The organism is Burkholderia sp. TSV86, from assembly GCF_001522865.1.
Classification (GTDB): domain Bacteria; phylum Pseudomonadota; class Gammaproteobacteria; order Burkholderiales; family Burkholderiaceae; genus Burkholderia.
The window spans coordinates 16,865-41,367 of record NZ_LOWB01000024.1; the positions used below are offsets into that span (position 1 = coordinate 16,865).

At 63.2% G+C, this 24,503-nt stretch carries 17 protein-coding genes; 11 read left to right on the forward strand and 6 right to left on the reverse strand.

Annotation, left to right across the window (positions count from 1 at the left end; genetic code table 11):
• Positions 1 to 863 precede the first annotated feature (863 nt).
• The 7 genes from WS68_RS04320 (at position 864) to WS68_RS04350 (ending at position 9,793) form a co-directional block, all read left to right on the forward strand.
• The gene (locus WS68_RS04320) at positions 864 to 1,652 is read left to right on the forward strand and encodes a Crp/Fnr family transcriptional regulator (protein ID WP_059569624.1); all 789 of its coding nucleotides are present in this window, start codon (positions 864 to 866) and stop codon (positions 1,650 to 1,652) included.
• Positions 1,653 to 1,890: 238 nt separating this feature from the next.
• Entirely contained in the window at positions 1,891 to 2,145 is a 255-nt protein-coding gene (locus WS68_RS04325) for an acyl carrier protein (protein WP_059569625.1), read from the forward strand.
• Complete coding sequence (locus WS68_RS04330; protein WP_059569626.1) at positions 2,142 to 3,365, forward strand: acyl-CoA dehydrogenase family protein; 1,224 nt, start codon at positions 2,142 to 2,144, stop codon at positions 3,363 to 3,365. The genes WS68_RS04325 and WS68_RS04330 overlap by 4 nt, the downstream gene beginning before the upstream one ends.
• Positions 3,362 to 4,333, forward strand: coding sequence for an amino acid--[acyl-carrier-protein] ligase (locus WS68_RS04335; protein WP_059569627.1), 972 nt, complete (start codon positions 3,362 to 3,364; stop codon positions 4,331 to 4,333). Before WS68_RS04330 ends, WS68_RS04335 begins: the two co-directional genes overlap by 4 nt.
• The gene (locus tag WS68_RS04340; RefSeq protein WP_059569703.1) at positions 4,333 to 5,424 is read left to right on the forward strand and encodes a DUF1839 family protein; all 1,092 of its coding nucleotides are present in this window, start codon (positions 4,333 to 4,335) and stop codon (positions 5,422 to 5,424) included. Before WS68_RS04335 ends, WS68_RS04340 begins: the two co-directional genes overlap by 1 nt.
• Entirely contained in the window at positions 5,421 to 7,940 is a 2,520-nt protein-coding gene (locus tag WS68_RS04345) for a glycoside hydrolase family 2 protein (RefSeq protein WP_059569628.1), read from the forward strand. The genes WS68_RS04340 and WS68_RS04345 overlap by 4 nt, the downstream gene beginning before the upstream one ends.
• On the forward strand, positions 7,937 to 9,793 hold the full coding sequence (locus WS68_RS04350) for a serine aminopeptidase domain-containing protein (RefSeq protein WP_059569629.1): 1,857 nt from the start codon (positions 7,937 to 7,939) through the stop codon (positions 9,791 to 9,793). The genes WS68_RS04345 and WS68_RS04350 overlap by 4 nt, the downstream gene beginning before the upstream one ends.
• 90 nt (positions 9,794 to 9,883) lie before the next feature.
• Here the strand turns inward: WS68_RS04350 and WS68_RS04355 are convergent, their stop codons facing one another.
• The 3 genes from WS68_RS04355 to WS68_RS04365 form a co-directional block, all read right to left on the reverse strand.
• Positions 9,884 to 11,272, reverse strand: coding sequence for a sigma-54 dependent transcriptional regulator (locus tag WS68_RS04355; protein ID WP_059569630.1), 1,389 nt, complete (start codon positions 11,270 to 11,272; stop codon positions 9,884 to 9,886).
• Positions 11,273 to 11,934: 662 nt separating this feature from the next.
• Positions 11,935 to 12,633, reverse strand: a complete 699-nt coding sequence (locus tag WS68_RS04360) for a phosphatase PAP2 family protein (protein WP_059569631.1) — start codon at positions 12,631 to 12,633, stop codon at positions 11,935 to 11,937.
• A gap of 27 nt (positions 12,634 to 12,660) precedes the next feature.
• Entirely contained in the window at positions 12,661 to 13,938 is a 1,278-nt protein-coding gene (locus WS68_RS04365) for a glycosyltransferase family 4 protein (protein WP_059569632.1), read from the reverse strand.
• 383 nt (positions 13,939 to 14,321) lie between these two features.
• On the opposite strand from WS68_RS04365, the gene WS68_RS04370 reads away from it, so the two are divergent.
• The 4 genes from WS68_RS04370 (at position 14,322) to WS68_RS04385 (ending at position 19,071) form a co-directional block, all read left to right on the forward strand.
• Positions 14,322 to 14,924: a GNAT family N-acetyltransferase gene (locus tag WS68_RS04370; RefSeq protein WP_059569633.1), complete on the forward strand. Its 603-nt coding sequence runs from the start codon at positions 14,322 to 14,324 to the stop codon at positions 14,922 to 14,924.
• On the forward strand, positions 14,921 to 16,501 hold the full coding sequence (locus WS68_RS04375; RefSeq protein ID WP_059569634.1) for a mannose-1-phosphate guanylyltransferase/mannose-6-phosphate isomerase: 1,581 nt from the start codon (positions 14,921 to 14,923) through the stop codon (positions 16,499 to 16,501). The genes WS68_RS04370 and WS68_RS04375 overlap by 4 nt, the downstream gene beginning before the upstream one ends.
• 29 nt (positions 16,502 to 16,530) lie before the next feature.
• Positions 16,531 to 17,727, forward strand: coding sequence for a glycosyltransferase family 4 protein (locus WS68_RS04380; RefSeq protein WP_059569635.1), 1,197 nt, complete (start codon positions 16,531 to 16,533; stop codon positions 17,725 to 17,727).
• A gap of 78 nt (positions 17,728 to 17,805) precedes the next feature.
• Positions 17,806 to 19,071: a flippase gene (locus WS68_RS04385; RefSeq protein ID WP_059569636.1), complete on the forward strand. Its 1,266-nt coding sequence runs from the start codon at positions 17,806 to 17,808 to the stop codon at positions 19,069 to 19,071.
• A 57-nt stretch (positions 19,072 to 19,128) separates the two neighbouring features.
• Here WS68_RS04385 and WS68_RS04390 read toward each other — a convergent pair whose 3' ends face one another.
• From WS68_RS04390 to WS68_RS04400, 3 genes are all read right to left on the reverse strand, one after another.
• A complete protein-coding gene (locus WS68_RS04390) occupies positions 19,129 to 21,306 on the reverse strand; it encodes a putative bifunctional diguanylate cyclase/phosphodiesterase (protein WP_059569637.1) in 2,178 nt (725 codons plus the stop codon).
• Positions 21,307 to 21,791: 485 nt separating this feature from the next.
• The gene (locus WS68_RS04395) at positions 21,792 to 24,059 is read right to left on the reverse strand and encodes a TOMM precursor leader peptide-binding protein (RefSeq protein ID WP_059569638.1); all 2,268 of its coding nucleotides are present in this window, start codon (positions 24,057 to 24,059) and stop codon (positions 21,792 to 21,794) included.
• 83 nt (positions 24,060 to 24,142) lie between these two features.
• Positions 24,143 to 24,493, reverse strand: a complete 351-nt coding sequence (locus WS68_RS04400; protein WP_059569639.1) for a BMA_0021/BMA_0022 family TOMM bacteriocin — start codon at positions 24,491 to 24,493, stop codon at positions 24,143 to 24,145.
• Between the last annotated feature and the right edge of the window lie 10 nt (positions 24,494 to 24,503).

Sequence of the window (24,503 nt, forward strand, 5' to 3'; positions counted from 1 at the left end):
ACACGTTCACCGCGAGAATCAAACATCCTCGTAATCGTGTCGGCGGCCTTTGGTCGTCCTCATGCACAAAGCATTTGCCCTCTGTGCGGGGCGCACCGACTCTCTAGCGATTACCGTGCCAGTTGCCGCAAACCTTTAATGCATAAAGAGTCTGCTCGCACGCCGCCACGCCAGGCATTTCCCAAATACCAAAACCGTCTCATTCCCGGACACTTTGATACAGCTTGCGCGACACCCTACGTCACATCTAACACTTTCGGAATATCTTAGGGTCATTCCGCACCGAGCCTTTTTCTCGTCAAACCCAATACCATATAGACATTAACAGTTGTCGATGAAATTGTATGATCATAGTGAAATCGAGAAACGGCAGAGTGTATTCACATTCTTAAAACTGTCTCATGAATGAGTCATCCGGCACATTTGACGCTTTGTGACATATCGCACATTTCTACTATAAGTCATTGATTTTTAATCATTTAACATAGATTCAAAAACCTCACCAGACCATTCTATTACCAATCGGTAAAATTTGACGAACACTTAAATCGAGCAAACCATTACTTCTCAAGCGGAACCAATTTCACCGCTTTCATTAAAATTATTTAACGTTTTACATCACCCTTAATTTAATTTTGAATATATTTATTAATACGCTTCGAACGTCAAAGTTTGTGAGATGGGCGACAAAGACGATTCATCAAAATAGTTACGTGATAACCTTAAATCCAGGTTTTCAATGTAAAGCCGAATTGACAAATTAATAACCGGACTTGCTTAATCGTGCCAGTTCGGTTGCGCGTGGCGCTCGGCGACAGCGCGCGCCGTTGCTCCGGATCGTGAATCCGGTAAGGAAGCTTCCCGTGACACACCGCGAATTCAAAGAGCCGCTCGCCCGATCCGGCGGCGTCATGATCGAACTGCCGCACCGCACCGACGCGAACCGTTTCATCTCGTCGCTCGATGCGGCCGAGCGCGCCGCGCTCGCAAGCCACATGCAGCTCGTGCACGTCAAGTCCGGCCAGGTGCTGTGCGAGCCGGGCAAGCCGCTCGAGCACGTCTACCTGCCGGTCACGACCGTCATCTCGATTCAGTATGCGTCGTCCGATGGGATGACGCTTGAAATCGCAGAGATCGGTAACGAAGGCATCGTGAGTCCGCAACTCGTCGGCAGCGACAGTGCGATTCCGTGCCGCGTGCTCACCTGCCGCGACGGCTTCGCCTATCGCCTGAGCCCGCGTGTGTTGTCGAACCTACTGGAGGAATCGGCACAGGTTCGTCAAACGGTGTTTCGCTATACATATTTGCTGATGACGCAAGCCAAGCAGATTTCGTTCTGCAGCCGGCACCACGTATTGAAGAATCAGCTTTGCCGCTGGTTCCTGCTCGCATACGATCGTTCGCGCAGCGTCGAGATCCAGGTCACTCACAGCATGCTCGCGCAGATGCTCGGCGTGCGCCGCGAGACGGTGACCGATGCGGCGGGCGAAATCCAGAAGATGGGGCTCATCCGCCAATACCGCAGCTCGATCATTCTCGCCGATCTGCCGGGCCTCGAAGCACAGTCGTGCGGATGCCACGCGATCATTCGCGATGAAATGAAAAAGATCTTGTCGGCTCCAGCCGGCACGGCAACCGAACTGCGCAGCTGAAACTGAACGCGCGCCGGACTTTTATCTCGGCGCGCGTGTTTCGGGTATCGGCATCATGCATTTGATGCAACGGTTTGTCCCGCAATTGAGACACAACCTTTCTGTTCTATTTAGTCGGTTAGGTTCCGAACAGAACCTGCGCACCTCCAATGGTCTACTTTAACTAGTCATACGCCGAGCGGGACGCCATTCGCGTCACCGTCGGGACGGGGATTTTCATGCAAGCCGGAGCCAATAGATGAAAAACGAAGAATTAAGAACAATCATCAAGGACGTCGCACACCTTGAGACGTCGATCGATCACATCGCCGATAGCGATGATCTGTATGAAGCAGGCCTGTCGTCGCTGAACACGATTCAGTTGATGCTCGCGATCGAAAAGCATTTCAACATCGAAATTGCCGACGAGATGCTGAACCGCCAGTTGTTTCAAAGCATCGACTCGCTTGCGAGCGCGATCACGCAATTGAAGCGTGCTGCGCATTCAGCATGAAGCGCTTCGATGCCGAAACCGGCAACGTGCGCGCTACCGTAGTCGGCTCCTTGCTCGTGGATAATCAAGCGTTGAACGAGGCTGCGCGCCGCGTTGCGCAAGTCGCCGCACGTTTCGCCGATGCAGTGGATCGCGATGCGCGCTTTCCCACCGAAGCCATCGATGCGATGCGCGAAGAACATCTGCTCGGCGCGCTCGTCCCAGTCGAGCTCGGTGGCCGCGGTGCGTCGCTCGCCGCTGTCGCCGGCGCCTGCCAAATCATCGGGCAGGCATGCTCGTCGGCCGGGATGATCTATGCGATGCATCAAACCCAAGTGGCCAGCATCATCGATCATGCGCTGTCCAGCGATTGGCATCGCAACTTCGCAGCGCAGCTCGCACAGCGCGAATGGCTGCTCGCGTCGGCCACGTCCGAAGAGGAAGTGGGCGGCAATCTGCGCAACAGCCGTTGCGCGGTCGAGGCCAACGACAATACGTTCACGCTGTCAAAGCTTGCGCCGACGATCTCGTATGGTGCGCACGCCGATGCGATCCTGGTGACCGCGCGGCGCGATAAGGACGCACCGGCCGCCGAGCAGGTGCTGGTCACGCTGCCCAAGGAAAACGTGACGCTCACGCGGCGCAGCGGCTGGGATACGTTCGGCATGCGCGGCACCTGCAGCGAAGGTTTCGCGCTCGACGCGCGCGGCCGGTGCGAACAGATTCTGCCCGTGCCGTTCGCGCAGATCGCCGAGCGCAGCATGGTGCCGACGTCGCACATCCTCTGGTCGGCCGTGTGGACCGGCATCGCGACCGACGCCTTTCTGCGCGCGCACCAGTTCTTCCGCGCGCAGATGCAAAAGCAGGGCGGCGCACTGCCGCCGTCCGGCCGCCGGATCGCCGAAGCGCTCGCGCTGCTGCAATCGATGCAAGCTCGCATCGAAGCCGCGTTGCGCACGTATGGCCAGGGTGCGGCGCGCACATGGTCCGCATCGATGGCTCAGGCAGCGGAGATCAACACGCTGAAGACCTACGTGTCAACCACCGCGCTCGAAGTCGTCAAGCACGCGATGATGATTTGCGGCATGGCTTCGTACAAAAACGGCACGCCTTATACGCTCGGTCGGCACATCCGCGATTTGCACTCCGCGCCGCTGATGATCAGCAACGACCGCATCGAAGCGAATACGGCCAACCTGCTGCTTGCGTTGCGCTCCGCAACGCTGGAGAGAGAGATTTGAACAATCTGACCATTCCGTCGGGGCGCACGGTTGACTCAGCGCAAGCACCCCTCGATCGCAGCGGCGAAAACGCGCTTCGCGACGCGCTCGTCGAAGCGGGGCTCTTGATACCAACCGGCATTCAGGGGCTTTTCGGCCGCAGCGAGCGCTTCGAGCGCGTCGTCGAAGCACTCGATGCCTACATCACGCGCGAAGGCGCGGATCAGCAAGCGGAAGTGCTGCGCTTTCCGCCCGCGATGAGCCGCCCCGAATTCGAGCGCAGCGAGTATCTGAAGAGCTTCCCGCAACTCGCCGGCACCGTGCATAGCTTCTGCGGCGGCGAGCGTGAACATCAGCGCGTGCTGCAATGCCTCGATCGCGGCGAAGACTGGACCGAAGACCAAAAACCGACCTACGTCGTGATGACGCCGGCCGCCTGCTATCCAGTCTACCCTGTGATCGCACAACGTGGCGCACTGCCTGACGACGGCCGGATCGTCGACGCATTCTCGTATTGCTTCCGTCACGAGCCGTCGCTCGACCCCACGCGCATGCAGTTGTTCCGGATGCGCGAATATATCCGCATCGGCACGCCCGAGCAGATTCTCGCGTTCCGCCAAAATTGGATCGAACGCGGCACGCGGATGATCGACGCGCTGCAATTGCCCAACAGTATCGATCTCGCGAACGATCCGTTCTTCGGCCGCGGCGGCAAGATCGTCGCGAGCAGCCAGCGTGAACAGAACCTGAAGTTCGAATTGCTGGTTCCGATCGAATACGACGAACGCCTGACCGCATGCCTGAGCTTCAACTACCACATGGACCACTTCGGTCTGCTGTGGGGAATCAAGACGGCCGATGCCGCTGTCGCGCACACGGGTTGCGTCGGCTTCGGCCTCGAGCGTTTGACGCTCGGACTGTTCCGGCATCATGGTTTTGATCTCGACGCGTGGCCGCAAGCGGTGCGCGACGTGCTGTGGAGGCAATGATGAGCGCGATTCTGATCGATTCGCCCACTGTCAGCAACGCTCCGCTCGAGCGGATCTTCGCCGATCTGCGTCATCGCGCGCACCACTACCGGCCGCACGCGCTGCACGGGCCGCAAATGGTCTGGAAGCAGACCAACTGCTATGTCGACATGTGGATCGAGGTACTCAGCTGGTGGGGCTTCAATCCGTATGCAGCCCTGCCGTTTACGATCGCGCTCGACTTCGAAGGCGACCAATTCACGTTCTTCAAGTTTCCGCACGATGATCTCGAGAAGCTGTACGGGATCGTCGTGCAGGAGCACGCGATTTTCGAATCCGTCGACGTGCACACCGAGAACCAGGTCGCGCGCGGCCACCTCATGATGGTCGAGGTCGACGCGTGGTATCTGCCGGACACGCGCGGCACCAGCTATCACGCGCAGCACACGAAGACGACGATCGGCATCGACGCGATCGACCGCGAGCAACGCCGCGTCGGCTATTTCCACAATAGCGGCTACTACATCGCCGAAGGCGACGATTACGACGGCCTGTTCGGCACGCATTCGCCGATGCAACTGATGCCGTATGCCGAATGCGCGAAGCGTCAGTTCCAGGCACTCGACGAGCGCGACCTGTGCGACGCATCGCTCGCGCTGCTCTCGCGTCACCTGAAGCGGCGGCCCAAGGCAAATCCGATCACGGCGTTCCGTCATCAGCTCGCGCGCGACTCGAAAGCGCTCGCATCGCGTTCGTTCTCGTACTTCCATGCGTACTCGTTCAACACGTTGCGACAGCTCGGCGCCAATTTCGAGCTGTTCGGCCGCTATCTGCGCTGGCTCGAGGCAAGCGGCTGCCACGGCGAGTTCGACAAGCTCGTCGCGTCGTGCGATGCGATTGCCTCCGAAGCGATGGTGCTGGAGTTCCGCCTTGCCCGCGCCAGCGCCAAAGGCGTGGAAGAGCGCGGCGAAAGCAGCCTTGACGTAATCGAGTACGCATATACGTCGCTGCTCGACGGCGTCGAGCAAATCACGCCGGCCGGTCAAACCGAGTCCAACGCGCGGTTCGGCAAGCTGTACACGCCGGCGAGATCTACGTCGATCAGCAGATGAAACACGAGGCGGACCGCGGCACGCCTGGCGTTGCCTGGATGCTGGCGGCCACGCCAGCAGGAGCGCTCGCCCAGCCGGGCGAGCTCCCCGAAACCGGCTGGTGCGACGCGCCCGTGCCTGGCACCGTCGCACAAGCGCTCGCCGCCGCGCACCGCTTCGACCCCGCACACCCGTATCCGCTGGGTGACAACGACTACTGGTACCGGACGACGCTCGCAGGCACTGGCCGGCGCATCGTGCGTTTTCACGGGCTCGCGACAATCGCCGAGGTCTGGCTCGACGACACGCTGCTGTTCTGCTCAGACAATATGTACGTGTCGCACGACGTCGAGCTGACACTTGCCGGCGAACACCGGCTGTCGATCTGCTTTCGCTCGCTCGACCGGCATCTTGCCGCCCATCCGTTGCGGGGCCGCGCGCGCTGGCGCACGCGCCTCGTCGATACGCCCGCGCTGCGCGGCGTGCGCACGACCTTCCTCGGCCGGATGCCGGGCTGGTTTCCGTCGATCGAGCCGATCGGCCCGTGGCGCGACATCGAGATCCTCGAGCCGGACGGCGCGCCGGTGATCACGCATCATGCGCTGCGTGCCACGCTCGACGGCCGCGACGGCGTGCTCGACGCGACGATCGGGCTCGCCGCGCCGCTGGCTGGCGGCCCCAACCTACGGCTTGTCTGCGGCGCGCACTCGGCGCCGTTCACGCCGACGGACGCCGGCACACTGCGCGCGACGCTCAGGATTACCGACGTCGAGCCGTGGTGGCCGCATACGCACGGCGAGCCGGCGCTGTACGACATCGCCGTCGCGATCGGCGACACGGCGACGCTCCCGCTCGGCAGCACGGGCTTTCGCGCGATCACGCTCGAGCGCGGCGACGACGGCGCGGGCTTTGCGCTGTCGATCAACGGCACGCCGATCCATGCGCGCGGCGCGTGCTGGACGAGCCTCGATCCGCTGCGCCTGCACGCCGATGCGCCCGCCTACCGCCGTGCGCTGACGCTCGCGCGCGACGCAGGCTTCAACATGATCCGCGTCGGCGGCACGATGACCTACGAAGCCGATGCGTTCTACGCGCTGTGCGACGAGTTGGGCATCCTCGTCTGGCAGGATTTCATGTTGGCGAACTTCGACTATCCGTCGGCCGATACGCGTTTTATCGAATCGCTCACCCGCGAGGCAACGCAGTTTCTCGACAGGCACGCGGCACGGCCATCGATCGCCGTGCTGTGCGGCGGCAGCGAGATCGCGCAACAAGCGGCGATGGTCGGGCTCGCGCCCGACGAGCGCCGCCTGCCCATCGCCGATCATCTGCTCGCCGAGCTTTGCGCGCGCCATCGCCCGGACGCAATCTACGTGCCCGGTTCGCCGCACGGCGGCGTGCTGCCGTTCGCGCCGCGTGAGGGCATCACGCACTATTACGGCGTCGGCGCGTACCTGCGCCCGCCCGAGGACGCGCGCCGCGCGAACGTGCGCTTCGCGAGCGAATGTCTTGCATTCGCCAACGTGCCATGCGATGCAACGCTTGCCGCAATCGGCTCGCCCGCGCCGCACGAGCCGCGCTGGAAACGCGCCGTGCCGCGCGACCCCGGCGCGTCGTGGGATTTCGACGACGTGCGCGACCACTATCTGCGCACGCTGTACGGCGTGGATCCCGCGCGGCTGCGCACCGTCGATCTGGCCCGCTATCTGACGCTGTCTCGCGCGGTGGTCGCCGATCTGATCGGCGAGACGCTCGCCGAATGGCGGCGCGCCGGCTCGTCATGCACAGGCGCGCTCGTCTGGCAATTCCAGGACGTGATGCCCGGCGCCGGCTGGGGCCTCGTCGACACATACGGCCGGCCGAAATCGGCCTGGCACGCATTCAAGCGCGCCTCGCAGCCGCGGCAGATTCTGCTGACCGACGAAGGGCTCAACGGCCTCGACGTGCACGTGCTCAACGATGCGCCGTCGCCGCTCGACGCGCGCATCGAACTGCTCGCGCTGCGCAATGGTAAGACGCCTATCGTGCGCGCCCACTGGACGTTGCGTGTCGACGCGCATGCCGGCACGAGCCTGAACTCGGCCGAAATGCTGGGCCGCTTTTTCGATTTCACCTATGCGTACCGCTTCGGCCCGCGCGAACACGACGTCACGATCGCGTCGTTGTATGCGCTCGACGGCACGCTGTTGTCACAGGTGTTTCATTTCCCCGAGCGTACCGCGCCCAGCGTGTTCGAGCGCGGCGACATCGGTCTCGACGCGCGCGTCGCTCATCGTGACGGCCGCTGGCAGCTCGACGTGCACACGCACGGCTTTGCGCGCTATGTGCATGTGTGCGCGCCTGGACTGCTGCCCGCCGATGACTGGTTCCATCTTGCGCCGGGTGCCACCGCGCGGATCGAACTCGACGCCGATCCGCTCTCGCCCGCTGCGCCAAGCCTCGATTTCGCTTCCCAAGCCGGCCATGCCAACCCGCCGTTGATCGAAGTACATGCCTTGAACTCCAACAAAATCGTTCGCCCAAGGATAGAAAATTGAAACCGGTTCGATTTGATCATTGCTTAGGATGGCTTCACGAGGGGCGCACGCAGCGCGGTGTCGTCCTCTGCGAAGCGCTCGGCCACGAAGCGATGTGGACCCACAAGGTTATCCGCGCACTGGCCGAGCGCCTTGCCGCGGACGGCATGTGGGTACTGCGCTTTCACTATCCGTGCGCGGGCGACTCGGCGGGCGACGATCTGGCGTCGGGGCGCCTGCAAGCAAGCGTGGCGAGCGTACAGCGCGCGGTGGCAGTGCTGCGCGAGCATGCGCCGGTCGATGACGTGACGCTCGTCGGCGTGCGCGCGGGCGCCGCGTTCGCGATGCTCGCGCTCACGGGCGACGATGCGCCGGCCGTCGACACGTTCGTTGCGCTCGCGCCCGTCGTGCGCGGACGGGCTTATTTGCGCGAGTTGTCGATGGTGCAGAAGCGCTGGCTCGATACGACGCCGCCCGCGATCCGCGAGCAGCATCATGAAGAGCCCTGGCTCAATATCCTCGGCCACCGCTATCCGGCCGACCTGGTCGCGGCGCTCAAGACCGTCGACCTGGGCGATGCGGTCGCCCGGATGAGCGCGCCGCCACGCGCCGCGCTGCTCGTCGATACCGACTACGGCGACAGCGCCACGCTCGGCGATGCGCTGACAGCGCGGGGCGTGCCGACCGACATCGAACCGTTTCCCGATTGGCCGACCGTGCTGCAAGAAGGCGTGCGCTCGCGCCTGCCGCACACGGTGCTCGATTCGGTCGCGCGCTGGATCGGCCGCAACGGCGGCCGCGCCATCCAGGAAATCGGACAACCGATCGCGCGTCGCGCCGAACATACGTTCGATACCGACGCGCCCGTTCGCTTCGCGTTCAACGGCATCACGGAGACGCTCGTTCGCGTCGGCGAAAAGCAACTCGTCGGCACGTTGTGCGAGCCGGCGACGCCCGCGCGCGCCAGCGCGCCGTGCGTGTTGATCTCGAACACGTCGGCCAACCCGCGCAGCGCGGACGGCCGCATCGGTGTGCGCCTCGCGCGCGCGCTCGCGCAACAGGGCATCGCGTCGTTGCGCATCGATGTCGAAGGCATCGGCGACAGCGGCGCGCACGCGCCAGACGATCAGTCAAAAGTAGTGTTCTCGGATCAGGCGGTCTCGGACGTCACGATGTCCGCCGACTGGCTGGCCGCGCGCTGCGGCCGGCAGGTGGTTGCATTCGGCGTATGCTCCGGCGCTTACTTGTCGATACACGCGGCCGCGCAAGCGCCATCGGTCAGTGGTGTGATCGCGATCAACCTGCCGCGTTTCATCTGGCCGCGCGGGCTGACGGTACTCGAAGCACGCAAGCAACAGACGAACTCCACGCGCGGCTACCTCGCTTCGTTGCGCGACTGGAGCAAATGGCGCCGGCTGCTGCGCGAGGGACGCGATCTTCGCCCGGTGCTGAGTGCGCTGCAACGCCATCTGACGGCGCGCGTGAAAGCGCCGGCCGCTCAGATCGCCGAACGTTTTGGCTGGCAGCCCAAGCGCGGTACGCCGCGCGCGCTGATGAACACGCTCGCCGAGCGCAACGTGCGCTCGATGCTCGTATACGGAGAATTCGATCCGGGCGTCGACGAACTGACCCGCAGCTTCGGCTCGCTGCGCAGCGCGTTCAAAGGCTCGCCGCTGGTTCAAGTCGAGACGATTCGCCTGCTCGATCATTCGGTTTACGGAACCTATGCGGCCGATACCGTTATCTCGATCTGCGTCGATACATTGATCGGCTGGGGCGGTAAAACGCCGGGGCCGCAATTGCACGCGCGCCGCAGCGGCAGGCTGCAAAATGAAACACCGCAACACGCGGCCGATGCAGCGGCCACCTCCTGACGCAATGGCCAAGCGCGGGATTTGACGGGGAGTGGGATTTGACGACGGCGCGCACGGCCGGCTTGTCCGCACCGCTGCGCGCAGCGCGCGTCAGCTCGAGGACGCGACGGCGCTGCGCGGCCGCTCGATGCCGTAAGCTTCCATCCATCGATAGAGAGTCGCACGCGAAATGCCAAGCTCGCGCGCGGTGCCGGCAAGACGCCCGCGATTGCGCAGCAACGCAAGCTCGATCACTTCGCGTTCGATCGATTTGCGAATCGCCGCAACCGATAGCGGCGCCACCTCGATGCAATGATCGAGTTCCAGATCATGCGCGGTAATGAGCCGCCCTTCCGCCATCACGAGCGCACGGCGCACCCGGTTGATCAGTTCGCGCACATTGCCTGGCCAATCGTGCTTGTACAGCGCGGATACCGCGTCGGTTGAAAACCCGCGCACGCGGTGCCGGGCATCCGCGCGAAAACGCTCGAGCATGTGGCGCGCGAGCAGCTCGATGTCCTTGCCTCGCGCGCGCAGCGGCGGCTGCTCGACTCGCAGCACGCACAGCCGGTGGTACAAGTCCGGACGAAAACGGCCTTCGTTCATTGCACCTCGCAAATCGACGTGCGTTGCCGACACGATGCGCACGTCGACCGGCACCGGATCGCTGCCGCCCAGCCGATGAATCGTGCGCTCCTGCAAAAATCGCAGCAAACTCGCCTGGCTTTCGAGCGGCAGATCGCCAATTTCGTCGAGCAACAGCGTGCCGCCGTTTGCCGCCTCGACGTGACCGACCTTGCGCGTGCTCGCGCCGGTGAACGCACCGCGCTCGTAGCCAAACAATTCGGACTGCAATAGGTGCGGGGGGATCGCACCACAATTGACCGCAACGAACGGCCCGGCGCGACGCGCCGAATGCTGATGGATCGCGGCCGCCGTCAGTTCCTTGCCGGTGCCCGTCTCGCCCGACACCAGCACGGGCGCGTCGGTGCGCGCGATCCGGCGCACCGCATCGAACAATTGCAACATCGCATCGCACGTGCCCACCATGCCTTGATCGGCGGACGCGATCGGCGCCGTGCTGGGCGCGAACAGACACTCCATCCCATACGCATGGCCAACCGCATCCGCAATACGCTGATGCGACGCCGGCAGCGTAATGTAGTCGAAGCAATAGTCCCGCAGCAGCGTGCGCACGTCAGGCAACGCGGCCTGATGCGACTCGACGAGCGCCACCCATGCAACATTGCGCACCGACGAGCAAACGGCCGCGACCTCGACCATCTCGTCGATCGACACCGCGCTCAAATCGAGAATGCCGCCCGTGACTTCGCCAGCCGTCGTGCGGACTTGATTCGCGCTCGTGACCACGCTCACCTGCCAGTCACGGCGCGAGAGTTCCTTGCGCAGCAGCGTCGAAGGCTGATGCGTCCAGTAAATCAGCGGACGTTGTCGGAGAGATCTCGTGGAGAGACCCCCGATGATCGCGCTAGCCGTCATTGGTGCCTCCGATAATGAGCAATCTTATGGTCCCATAAACCCGATCATTGGCGCTATATGCCGGCAGCCCTGCGCGGGGATGGCCGTGCGCGCTGCGGCCAGCGCCGCGCATCGCATCTGCCTGCATGCGCCCGTTCGGGTCGTACGGGAGCGTACCTCGGATGTCTCGGTGATCTCTGTATGAAGTGCGATTTAGCAAAGGAAGCCGCGACGGGGCATACCAGCCGCGCTTTTCGCGTGCGCCCCGCCAGGCAAGCGGCGGCAGCGTCGAGCTTGTCAATCGGTAGCCGCGAAACGCGTTGGATAGCCCCGTCACCGGGCCCGCTAAACTCGTTCGGGCAGCCTGCGCGCCACACCACTGCGCAAGCTTCGGCACCTCGCTTTCAAGGTAACTTTAAAGCGTCATACTGATAAAACCGAATGTCGAAGTTACTCTACCATTCACGCCCATTTGCGTTTGAATTCAAACGTTAATTTGACCATCGTTGACCATTGAACAGGTGTTTGCACGAGCCCAAGTTAAGCATTTTCCGAGTTATTCGGACATTGGTGTGATGCCGAACCGTAATGTTTGTGTATGGATGAAGCATGGGGTTCGAGCGAGACTCGCGGCACGCAGAGTCGAGTTATCTAGACAAGATGGTTATCTCATCGGGCGACCATCACGCCCCCGCGTCGGCACGCACGTCGAGCCAGCCTCGGCTCCATTCCGCCACCTTGGGCGCGACGTGCGAAATCCAGGCACTGACCGGCACGCTACGCCCATAGGACAACACCGCGATAATACATGCCACAGCAGCGAATGCAGCGGTGGAACGCGTCACGCCGGCCGTGGATTCACTCATCCATGACGCGCGCAGGCCCGCGGATTGCGACGCCCGACGCTCGGCGGAAGTAGGCTCGTCGAGCTCGCGCTCATCGGCACGGCGCATGCGCGATACCGTGAATACGGCGGCGCTTGCGCCTACCATCCAGCCGGACAAAATTTCCGACCACGAATGAAAACCGAGCACGACCCGCGACACACCGATTGAAAACGCAAAGGCAAACCCGGCTACGATCGCAAATCGCATGCCCATTTTCCCGCGCGCGCAGACGAGCGCAACGAGTGGATAAACCGACGCGCTGAGCATCGTATGCCCGCTGATGCCGGTGAATCGCCATGCAGCAATGCCGATTCCCCATCCCGAATAGACAAATTTCGTCAGAGCAACCAGCCCGACCCCGCCCGCAAAACTCAATGCCCAGTACAACGCGGCGCGGCGGTATCCAATCGCCGCAAACCAAGCGAGCACTGCCACCGCAAGCGGCCCGGTGATGAACGGATCGCCGAAAAGGGTCAGTAAAAAAAATACGTGCATTGCACGAAAGGAGACAAACGTGCGCGCTCAAGTGCGCGCAAACGTTTCGTGCGTGGCAGCATCGTTTTCCGGCGCAGGTACGGTGGCAGCCTCACCGGCTGCATCGTTCGTCGCATGTTGCACGGCAAGCCTGCCGGCTTGCTCGGCAGCGCCAAGCGCCGCACCTGCGCCCGGCGCCACGCTCAACTCCGCCTGCAACGCAGCGTAGCCTTCGAGCGCGAAACGCGAAAACGCATCGCGAAAGTGCTGCGCACCGAAGCGCTGCGCATTCTCGCGGCAGGCGCGCGAATCGAACGTGCCGGCCGGCATTGCATCGAACCGATCGAGTGCGTCGATCAACGATTCGCACGTTTGCTCCGCATAGAACAGCCCCGTCGGCGCCGCCCCCGTCGCACGCACCGATTCACACACGCCGCCCTTGCCGTATGCAATCACCGGCGTACCACACGCCTGAGCCTCGACTGGCGAGATGCCGAAATCCTCTTCGGCCGCGAACACGAATGCCTTCGCGCGCTGCAAATGATCGTGCAGCACGTCGAACGGCTGATAGCCGAGCAACGTGACGTTCGGGCCTGCGAGCGCGCGAATCTTGTCGGCTTCCGGTCCGTCGCCGATTACGACGAGCTTTCGCGAAGGGGTGCGCGAAAACGCCTCGACGATCAAATCGATGCGCTTGTACGGCACGAGACGCGATGCGGTCAGATAGAAATCGTCTTTCTTATCGCACAGCGCGAGATGATCGACGTCCACCGGCGGATAGATGACGGTGGCATCGCGCCGATAGGTTTTGCGAATGCGTCGCGCAACGAAACGCGAATTCGCGGCGATCAAATCGACACCGTTCGCGGAACGCGCATCCCAGTTGCGAATGTAATGCAGCAATGCGCGCGCGAGCCCCGATTTCAAACCACGTGCGAGCCCCGCTTCGTTCAGATACTGATGTTGCAGATCCCATGCATAGCGCACTGGCGAATGCACATAGCTCACATGCAATTGATCCGGCCCGTTCAACACGCCTTTTGCGACCGCATACGAACTCGATATGATCAAGTCGTAACCGGATAAATCGAATTGCTCAATGGCGAGTGGGAAAAGCGGCAAATAGTTGCGATAACGCTTGCGCGCGAAAGGCAGTTTCTGAATAAACGACGTGTGCACCGGACGCCCGCGCAAGCACGCACGATCCTCCAAGAAATCGACGAGGCTGTAGATATCGGCTTGCGGAAAGCAGTCGATCATTTGCGCGAGCACGCGCTCCGCACCGCCATGCACCACCAGCCAGTCGTGAACGATTGCGACCTTCACGCAGGGAATCCTTTTTGATATTCGCGCAGACATGCCGGATGGAGCGGCAATTACGCCGGATTACGCGTGTCGTGCGCGAAATGACGACACGAGGCCATTCAAGATGAGCTGCATTATCGAAACACACCCGGACACCCTCTGTACGGCATCGCACCATAACGCCGGATTTGACATGTGCTGACATCCTTTGAACGGCGCTTTTCGCTTGTCACGAGCACGGTACGCTCGCGAACAGAACAGCAAGGTGTCCGCTCGTATCGTGGCGACCATGAATCACTCTCGAATTCATCCGGCGCTATCGGATTCATTCGTTTAAGCGATTAACGAAATTTAACGAAATTATCGCGCGACGCCCGCGCCATAAAGCAACGAGGAACCTAATCATGGACTGGACATGCAGCGAATTCAGGCATCTGAATTCGAATGAGCTTTACATGATCCTGCGCGCACGCAACGCGGTCCTGGTCGTTGAAGAAGCGCACTCGCATCTCGATATAGATGGTAAGGACACCTCTGCGATCCATGTTTTCGCAATCGATAAAAGCGGCGAGCAAGCTTCGATTGCCGCCTATGCGCGCCTTCTGCCAGGCGACGAAATCGATCCCGAAACGACGATCGACAAGATCCTGACGAGCACCGCGCATCGCGACAACAACACCATCGACGCGCTGATCGAACACGCGCTCGCTGCCGCGTATGCACGCTGGCCCGATGCGCCCGTGCGTGTTCAGGCACCCGTTCATCACGAAGCGTTCTACAACCGTTTCGGCTTCCGCAAGGTCGACGGTCCGTTCCTCGAGCATGGCGTGCCGTACATGGGCTTGCAACGCGCGGCACAACGCCCGTCCAACACGATACGCAATCTGCTCGACCTCGTCGGCGCGACGGCCTCCGATGCGTCGCGAGCCGATGACGAAACCGAAACCAAAGGCGAGCGTTATGCATTCGCCTCCCGACTTTCCGCCGATTCCGGGGCGAACCGATGACTGAACAAACCACGACTCAATCCTCCGCCAGCGCGTCGCACGACACGCTGCCTCACATCCTGCCCGTCATTCTCGCCGGCGGTTCCGGCACGCGCCTCTGGCCGCTGTCACGCGAACATCATCCGAAGCAGCTCATCGACCTGATCGCCGACGAATCGCCGCTGTCCGCCACCGCCCGCCGGTTGAGCGGCATCGCGAGCGCCAAGCTCGCCGATACGCTGCTGCTCGTGTGCGGCGAACAGCATCGCTTCACGAGCGCCGCGCAAGTTCGCGCGCGCGGCCTGAAAACGCGCATCGTGCTCGAGCCGAGCGCGCGCAATACGGCGCCCGCACTCACACTTGCCGCGCTCGCCGCGCTCGAACATCACGGCGACCCCGTGCTCGCGGCAATGCCCGCCGATCACGCGGTCTCCGATACGCGCGCGTTCCAGGAAGCGATCGCGCAAGCCGCGCGCTACGCGCAAGACGGCGCGATCGTCACGCTCGGCGTGCTGCCGCGCCGCGCGGAAACCGGCTACGGCTATATCAAGGTCGGCGCGCCGCTCGCGGATTCGCAGGGCGTCGAAGGTGGACACGCGATCGACAGCTTTGTCGAGAAACCGCATCAGGAACTCGCGCAGCAATATCTGCAATCCGGCGATTATTGGTGGAATAGCGGCATTTTCGTTGTGCGTGCGTCCACGTGGCTCACCGCGATCCGCGCGCTGCGGCCGAAGATTTACGAAGCGTGCGAAGCCGCGTGGAAGAACGGCGTGACCGAAGGTGAGTTCGTCAAGATCGATGCGGCCGCATTCGATGCGTGCCCGTCCGATTCAATCGACTACGCGGTAATGGAGCGGCTGTCCGGCTCGCACGAACTCGGCATTCCGGGCGTGATCGTGCCGCTCACGGCAGGCTGGTCCGACGTCGGCTCGTGGGACGCAATCTGGGAACTGATGCCCAAGGACGAGGCCGGCAACGTCGCGCGCGGCGAAGTTCTGTTCGAAGGCACCGAAGACAGCTTCGCACGCTCCGAAGGCCGCCTCGTTGCGTGCGTCGGGCTCAAGGACGTGGTGGTCGTCGAGACGCCGGACGCCGTGCTCGTCGCGAACAAACATCGCGTACAGGACGTGAAGACCGTGGTGGCGCGGCTGAAGTCTGGACAAAGCGAGCAGGTGCGCGATCACCGCAAGGTGCAGCGCCCGTGGGGCTACTACGATTCGATCGACCGTGGCGAACGCTTTCAGGTCAAGCGCATCGTCGTCGATCCGGGCAAGCAATTGTCGCTGCAGATGCACTATCATCGTGCAGAGCACTGGATTGTCGTGAGCGGCACCGCAAAGGTCACGCGCGGCGAGAAAACCTTTTTGCTGAGCGAGAACGAATCGACGTATATCGAAGTCGGCGAGGTTCACCGGCTTGAAAATCCGGGCAAGGTTCCCCTCGAGATCATCGAAGTCCAGTCAGGCAATTATCTCGGCGAGGACGACATTGTTCGCTTCGACGATCGCTACGGCCGCGCCGGCGCGCAACAGCCGCCCGTTCCGACCGAATCCGCCCGGCCCGCCGAATCCGCGCGCGCGCCCGATGCCCAATGAATGAACGCGCGGCTCGCCGCGCCTTTCGTATGAAAGTACTCGTCATCAATGATTTCGCCCGCAAGGGCGGCGCAGAAGAGGTGTATCGGACCTCGGTCGACGTGTTGCGCGCGCAACCCGGCGTGGAAGTCGCGACCTTCGACGAACACGCGTTCGACAGCGCCTCGGGCGGCACGTCTCGCGCGTGGAACGCGGCGGCCGCGCGCGCGCTCGCAGCGGTGATCGAGCGCGAGGCGCCGCAGCGCATCCTCGTGCACAACTATCACAACCTGCTGTCGCCTTCGATCGTGCCCGTTCTCGCGCGCTACAAGCGGCGCTCCGGTTGCCGCGTGTTTCTCACGTGCCACGATTACCACCTGGTTTTCTACAATCCGAATCTTCTGACCTATCCGGGCGGCCGCCCGACGCCGCTGCCGCTCGCCACGCTCGCGCGCGGCGCGCGGTTCTTCGAGCGTTCGAGCCCGCGCGGCGCGCTGCACGACGCGATCAAGAAGTTGCACTGGCACGCGGTCGACGCGCTCGTGAATCCGGCCGACGTGTTCGACCTGCTGCTCTGCCCGAGCCCGTACATGCGCGACGCGCTCGCGCAGCGCGGCCTGACACGCACCGCGCTGCTGCACAATCCGGTCAGCACCGCGCTGATGCCGCAGGAGCCCAAGTGCGTCGCGCGCGAGAAACTCGATCTCGCGTTCGTCGGCCGTATCGACCCCGAAAAAGGGCTCGACGAATTCCTCGCGCTCGCGCGCGACACGCATTTCGACCAGATCGCGAGCGTGACCGTCTACGGAGACGGCAGCCAACGCGCGGCGCTCGAACAAAAGTATGCAGACCTGATCGCCGCCAAGCAGCTTCGTTTCGCCGGCCGGCTCGATCACGCGCAACTCTTCGTCGCCCTGCGCGGGCATGACGCGCTGTTGCTGCCGTCAGTCTGGGCCGAGAATGCGCCGCTCGTGATCGTCGAAGCCGCGATGATCGGGCTGCCGGTGCTCGTTCATGACGTCGGCAGCTTGTCGAGTTTCGGTAACGAAATCGGCAGCAAGTTCCGCTACACTGGCAACGCCGCGAGCCTCGCGGCCGCGCTCGGCGCGCTGCGCGCGCATCTGCGCGAGCCGCAGCGCCGCTACGACTGGTCGCATTACACTCGACAGCACTACGCCGAACGTCTCGCCGCGTTGCTGCAGCTAAGCGCCGACAAAGCACGGGAACTAGCACCGCAATGCGACTGATCGTTCCGTTTCATCCCGTCGCGCACGCTACGAGCGTGCGTGATCCGATGTCGCCTCGGCGCGACGTGAAAGGCTAGCATGACGACTGTCCGCAAGAATTTTCTGCTGCTGATGACGCTGCAGATTTCGACCTATGTCGTGCCGCTCGTCACGCTGCCGCTGCTCACACGCGTGCTCGGGCCTGATGGATACGGACAATTGTCGTTCGTGCTGGCCGTGATCACGTATTTCATCAACTTCACGAACTACAGCTTCGATCTGACCGCAACGCCGCGCGTCGCGCTCGCGCGCGACGACATCAAGGAACGCTCGAAGATCTTCTGGGCGACCTTCGCCGCGCAAGCCGCGATCACCGTCGCCGGCTTTGCCATCCTGCTCGCGCTGACGTTCGTGATCGCACGCTTCGCGCTCGATCGCACACTGCTCATCATCGGCTTCGGAATGACGCTCGGCGCGGCACTCACGCCGGGCTGGTACTTCCAAGGCATTCAGAAACTGCGCATTTACAGCACGACGCTCTTCATCTGCCGCGCGCTCAGCGTGCCCGCGATGTTCCTGCTCGTGCGCTCGCCCGCCGACCTGATCGCGGCCGTCGCGGTCAACGCGGCCGTCCCGCTTATCTGCGGCGTGCTTGTGTTCGGCTATCTGATCGTCAAGCGCGAAGTGGTGCCCGCGCGCATTGGCCTGTCCGACATCGTCGCATCGCTCAAAGGCGGCTGGCAGGTGTTTCTCGCATCGACGTCGATTGCGTTCTACGCGTCGACGAACACCGTGCTGCTCGGCTTCGTGTCGGGCAACGTCGCGGCCGGGTACTTCGCCGCCGGCGACAAGCTGATCCGCTCGGCGATCAGCCTGCTGCAGCCGCTGAAGGCAGCCGCGTATCCGCACGTCAGCTACCTGATGCATCATGCGCGCGAAGATGCGATGTCGTTCCTGCGCAAGCTGCTCGTCGTGCAAGGCGCGATGGTGCTCACGATCTCGCTGTCGATCTTCGCGCTCGCACCGCTCGCCGTGCACATCCTGTACGGCCCGACCTACGAGCCCACCATTGGCGTGCTGCGCTGCATGGCGTTCATTCCGTTCATGGCCGGCATGACCGATCTGTTCGGCGTGCAGACTATGCTGCCGCTCGGCATGAAAAGCGCGTTCAGCCGCATTTTGATTTCATCCGGCATCCTGAATGTCGCGCTACTGCCGCTGCTTGCGAAATTCTTCGCCGAGCAAGGCGCGGCCGCCGCGGTACTGATCGCGGAAACGTCGGTCGCGGCCGCACTCGCGTACGTGCTGTACCGGCGCCGCGTGTCGCTGTTTGCCCGCCCCGCGACGCGGCCCGCCGCTGACTGACGGCACAGCCCCAACGGCTGCACCCTCCCCTTCTCCTGCGGCTGCCCGCGCCCCGCGTTACGGCCGCACCGATTCGCACCACGGCATTGGCCGCCCGATGTAATAGCCCTGCGCATAATCGACGCCCAACGCGGTAAGCTTTTGCAGCGTCGCCTCGCTATCCACGTATTCGGCAACCGTCTTGCAGTTCATCGCATGACCGATATCGTTGATCGAGGCAACGATATCCAGGCTTGCGGCATCGCTCGCGATATTGGCCACGAAGCTGCCGTCGATCTTCAAATACTCCACCGGCAATTGCTTCAAATAGCTGAGCGACGCGACACCCGCGCCGAAATCGTCGAGCGCGAACCGGCATCCGATCGCCTTGAGCTCGTTCATGAAATGCAGCGCATCAGGCAGGTTGGCGATGGCAGCCGTCTCGGTGATCTCGAAGCAGATCAATTCCGGTGAAACGCCAGTGCGCACGAACTGCTCGCACACGTAGTCGAGAAAGCGCTCGTCGCCGATCGACATGCCGGACAAGTTGATTGCATACTCGGAGAAACGCCGCTGGGTCGTGCGGGCAAGCCTGTCGAGCGCGGCGCGCACGACCCAGCGGTCGATGTCCGTCACCAGCCCGTAGCGCTCCGCCGCGCGAATGAAGCGGCCGGGCGACGCAACGTCGCCATGCTCGCCGAGTGAGCCCATCCGCAGCAACAGTTCCGCACGTCTCGCACGCCGCGGCCCGGCGTCGATATGCTCGGCCGTGTCGACAATCGGCTGTACGTACAGGCAAAAATCGTCGTATTCGAGCGCATGCCTGACCCGCGTGCACCACGACACGTCGCTCACGTGATGCGCAAGCTCGCGATCGAGCGGATCAGCGCGTTGCACGCGGTTGCGCCCGCGCGCCTTCGCGACGTCGCACGCGATGCCCGCCAGCCGCACCGCTTCCTCGACGCGTCGCGCGCGCCCGGTCGCATCGATCAGCGCCACACCGACGCTGACGGTAACCGAAAACGGCTGCCCTTCCCAGACGAAGACAAAACCGTCGATGCTGGCGCGCAAATGCTCGGCCGCGCCGTTCGCGGCGGCCTCGTCGCGCGCGGCCAGCAGCACGCAAAACTCGTCGCCGCCAAGCCGCGCGACGATGTCGCCGGGCGCCGCGCGCGCGACGAGCCGTGCCGCGATCGTGGCCAGCATCGCATCGCCCGCCGCATAGCCACACGTATCGTTGATGATCCGGAAGCGGTCGAGATCGAGAAACAGCAAGGCGGTCGAGCCACGTTGCTCGTCGGCAAGCGCGGCGTCGACATGGCGCTCGAATTCCGCGCGATTCGGCAATCCGGTAAGCGGATCATGCAATGCCTGCCAGGCAAACCGTTGCACGAACTCGCGCTCCTTCACGAAGCGCTTGAGCACCCGCACGCGGCCAAACCGATTTGCGTCGTTATGCGAACCGTCTCGTGAGCCGATTGCCACGGAGGGCATATTCGGCATGTTCGGCGCGGCCGGTTCGCGCGCCGCCGTCGCGCCCGGCTCGTCGCCTCGCCACCGCCCGTCGCCACGGGAAGCGCGAATCGCCTCAGCTTGCCGCACGGCTGCGTTCGGAGCAGCCGGCCGCGGCCCCGCGACGGCCGGTCTGTTGCGATAGCTCGCCGGCGCAAACACGCCGGCCGGGCGTTTCATTGCCGGATTCTGCCAACGCACGCACGCGAGCCGCTCGGCAATGGTCTTGGCGCCGCCGCCGCCGAACGCGCGCTCGGCTTTATCGATAAAAACCGCGAGCCGCCTGACCCGCAACGCGGACAAGCGCACCAGCGCCAATGAGCCGATTGCGGCCAGCGCGAGCGCAATCAATGCCCCTTCTCGAAACGTGGAGTAAATCATGTCCCAATACGATTGCGTCGATAAAGCAACGTCCATCCCGCCGGCCGGCTGCTCAAGCATCGAATCCACCGCCTGTACCGCCCCCTCGACGGACGAGCCGCACGCCGCGCCGTCTACCCAGACAGCCGGCACCATGGCCGCAGAGACGGTATTCGCCGAGCGCGCGTCGGCATCGGCGTCGGTGTCGACCGGCGCGGCCGCATGCGCGACGCACGTCGCGCCTTGCGCACGCGGCGCATGCTCGCCTGGCAGCAGCACGGTGCCGAGCAGGACCGTCGCGGCCGCCGCCAAGACGCTCGCGCCAGCAAGGCCGATACGTAGCACGCTCAGACCATCGGATAATCGGCTAGGGAGGCTGACCATCGGGATGCTCCCGAAAAAGGTAAATCGCCGGAAATTCGGCAATGCATTCGATTAACCGGCAATTCGATATTCGGATATCAATTGAATATCGATTCGCACTCACTGAAGTTTATGCGATCATCCACGACAACCGGAATCGGGTATGTGTGGTGGATGACGCAATCGTTTCCTGACAAATGCACGAATTCCGGCAGCGCCGCTCCCCAAGCGGCACTACAGCCCACGTATCATTGAGTGCGAGCGCACTTATGCAATCATCAGTCCATACTGCAAATCAATAATCGGTTAAAAATAAAAATCCCCGGCGTCAATAATCAAGCTTTATTTATTAATATCGTTAATTTCGATCGATTGATTCTCGACGCTTGTAGCCTCACCAACATATGGATATTCGCGATCAAATCCGTCATATTGACGCCCGAACGGCCTCATTGCCTGCGATCGCATCGGGCGTAATAAAAAATCCGCTCTCACCTGCGCCGGCGTTATAGGAACAACAGCGCGCGGTTCAGCTCGGCCTCGTCACGCGCGCGCGCGCGCCAACGCTCGCGCACCGGCACCGAATACAGCCGCGCCGCGCCAAAGCGCGGCCAGAAGTGGCAAAGGCCGGGCGCGATCACCTGCACCACCGACAAGCCGATGTCGGGCCGCGTCTTGTCGACGGCGAGCGTATCGATACCCGCGGCCGACAAACGCGCGACGCACTCGTTGACACCTTGCTTCAAGTCGAAGCCCGCGCCGTGTGCCCGCGCAAACGCTGGCGCGAGCACAAGCGGCTGTGCGGAATCGGGAAACAAGAACGCGTCGGTCGCCAGCTTGCCGGCATCCCACGGCGCAGGCGCCGACGCGCCGACGTCGAGCAACTGATTCACCTCGGTCAGCGCCCGCTGCAACGCGATGCCGCCATCGAGGTGGCAGCCGAAGCCGATCGAGAAGCGGCCCGTCGCTTCCTCACGCGCGAGCGCCGCGAACACGGGAATGCGCAGGTCATGCGTGAGGTCCAGCGCCCACAAGCGCCAGCCCAGCGACGCATACTCGGCGACGAGCGCATCGAAATACGGATCGGCAAAACTCGCGATATCGACACCCGGCCGGCGCAGTTCGTTGTACCACCAGATCGCCACCGCATCGCGCTCGACCAATTCGAAGAGCCCCTGCAGAATTGCCTCCTCGATGCATACGCCAGCCGCGCAGCCGTTCGGATTATGGATGCAATAGGCAGTGCCGCTCGACGCAGGCGTCTCCGCATAGCAATAGCTAAGCGGCACCAGCCGGCGCGCGCCGGTCGCAAGCGACCACGCGGGCGTCCAGTCGATCACGCTGTCCGGCGTGAAGCGTTCGGGAATCTGCTTGCGCGGATCGTCGGTGGTTTGGTTTTGCTGCTCGCGTTGTTCGAACTGGCGCTCGCTGAATTGCTGCAACGCATTGACGTCTATCGGAGCGCAGCCTGGCGGCGCATGCGCGGCGAGTTCGGCGAGGCTGCCGCGTATCACCGCTTCGTCCCCCTGATAAACGCCGCTGAAGCGTTCGAGCGCTTCGGCCAGCGCACTCGCACGCGCCTGCGCATCGCTTGCGCCCTTGCCGGAGCTGAGCTTGTCGAAGCGATTCTCGCGCGGCGCCGCCTGGCGCGGACAAACCAGATAGCCCGCAACATAGACATGCCGGTTCCCGGCATTGCGTCCCGGCATCGGATGCAGATAGACGACCGGTCCGCTGACGGGCGAAATCAGGTGCTTATAGCGCTCGAAAAACTCGGTGGCGGTCAACGTGCGATAGCCGCCTTCACGCGGCGCGGCCGTATCGACCGAGGCGAGCGTGATCGGCCGCTCGGCCTGCTCGCGCATCCACGCCGGGTTGGCGCAATTCGGACACTGCGCGCGCCTGAGCACGCGATGCGCGACGCACGCGAGCGTGTCGACGCGCAGCGACACGATCCGCGCGGCCGCTGCCCGGCGGCGCTCGGCGCTCACCGCGAACTGCTCGACGGCCGACGCGACGAGCGCGGCCACGACAGCCGCGCTCGCCCGGCTGCGCACGGGCGGCGGGCGCACGGCATCGTGGCCGTGAAGACGCGCGAGCAACGTCTCGACTGGCCGGTTCAGCGACGTCCAGTAACGCACACATTCGATACAGGGCCGATCGTCCACGGTATCGGCCGCCGCGCCGGCCGGCACCGACAGCGGGCCGATCAACGGCCCGAGCAGCGGTTCGACGCGATCGGGCACGACGATGAACAACGCACCGCCGCGCCCCGCCGCACGTTCGGCGGCCGCGGCAAGTTCGGGGCGGTCGTAACCGTCGGTCAACACGACGACAAGCGGCGCATGCGGCGTCACGCTTATGCCGGCCGCGGCCAATGCGTCGAGTTGAACCGCCGGGTCCACGCCGAACGCCTCGACGCTTACCGCGAGCCGCGATGCGATGCCGGCCGCAGTCGCACCGTCGACGCCCGTGCGCTCGAAGAAACCCGCCGCGATATCGCGTTCACCCGGCGCGTCGGCGCTCACATAACCGCGCCGCACCAAATGATCGAGCGCCGCCAGCAACTGCCAATCGGAAAACCGCCCGGCGAGCGCCGCAAACGTTTGCGCAATCGACAGACCGTCGTGCACGCATGCGGCCAGTGCAGGAAACACGGCGCCCGGCAGCGCCGCGCGCCGAAACTCATCGACGACATACAGCACGTCGGGGCCGGCGTCGAGCACGAGCAAATGCGGCTTGAAGCGCAGCACGCGCGAGAAATCATCGAACATGGTCGCTCCACAGGTAAAGCCGCCATCAAAACAAACGGCGCAGCCCGAAACACAGGCTGCGCCATCTCATTGCATACATCCAGTCAGCAGCAGGAGAACAGATAGGCGGGGCCCGAATCGTTATACGCGGCAAGCGCGATCGCCTGCTCGGCAAGCTCGGGCCGCTTCGGCACGCCGAACGTGATCGCGTTGCGCGGCAAATTCCAGCGCTGCGCTTGCACATCCCATCCGCATTCCGGTCCGGCCTCGGTAATCTTCAAATCGACGATCCACGGGCAGCGGTAATTGAGGTAACGCTCGATCGCGTCTTGAGGATTCTCGAGCAACGCCGCCTTGAACACGGGGTCCCGCCACGATAGCGCGATCGCGCGAAGATAGACCTCTTGAAACTCAAGCAACGAATACTGGGTAGGAACTGCGTTGTCCAATGCCATATTGATTCTC

Coding starts and splice junctions, on each gene's coding strand:
- WS68_RS04325 (WP_059569625.1), top strand. CDS start 1,891: ATGAAAAACGAAGAATTAAGAACAATCATCAAGGACGTCGCACACCTT.
- WS68_RS04330 (WP_059569626.1), top strand. CDS start 2,142: ATGAAGCGCTTCGATGCCGAAACCGGCAACGTGCGCGCTACCGTAGTC.
- WS68_RS04340 (WP_059569703.1), top strand. CDS start 4,333: ATGAGCGCGATTCTGATCGATTCGCCCACTGTCAGCAACGCTCCGCTC.
- WS68_RS04345 (WP_059569628.1), top strand. CDS start 5,421: ATGAAACACGAGGCGGACCGCGGCACGCCTGGCGTTGCCTGGATGCTG.
- WS68_RS04355 (WP_059569630.1), bottom strand. CDS start 11,272: ATGACGGCTAGCGCGATCATCGGGGGTCTCTCCACGAGATCTCTCCGA.
- WS68_RS04360 (WP_059569631.1), bottom strand. CDS start 12,633: ATGCACGTATTTTTTTTACTGACCCTTTTCGGCGATCCGTTCATCACC.
- WS68_RS04370 (WP_059569633.1), top strand. CDS start 14,322: ATGGACTGGACATGCAGCGAATTCAGGCATCTGAATTCGAATGAGCTT.
- WS68_RS04375 (WP_059569634.1), top strand. CDS start 14,921: ATGACTGAACAAACCACGACTCAATCCTCCGCCAGCGCGTCGCACGAC.
- WS68_RS04380 (WP_059569635.1), top strand. CDS start 16,531: ATGAAAGTACTCGTCATCAATGATTTCGCCCGCAAGGGCGGCGCAGAA.
- WS68_RS04385 (WP_059569636.1), top strand. CDS start 17,806: ATGACGACTGTCCGCAAGAATTTTCTGCTGCTGATGACGCTGCAGATT.
- WS68_RS04390 (WP_059569637.1), bottom strand. CDS start 21,306: ATGGTCAGCCTCCCTAGCCGATTATCCGATGGTCTGAGCGTGCTACGT.
- WS68_RS04395 (WP_059569638.1), bottom strand. CDS start 24,059: ATGTTCGATGATTTCTCGCGCGTGCTGCGCTTCAAGCCGCATTTGCTC.
- WS68_RS04400 (WP_059569639.1), bottom strand. CDS start 24,493: ATGGCATTGGACAACGCAGTTCCTACCCAGTATTCGTTGCTTGAGTTT.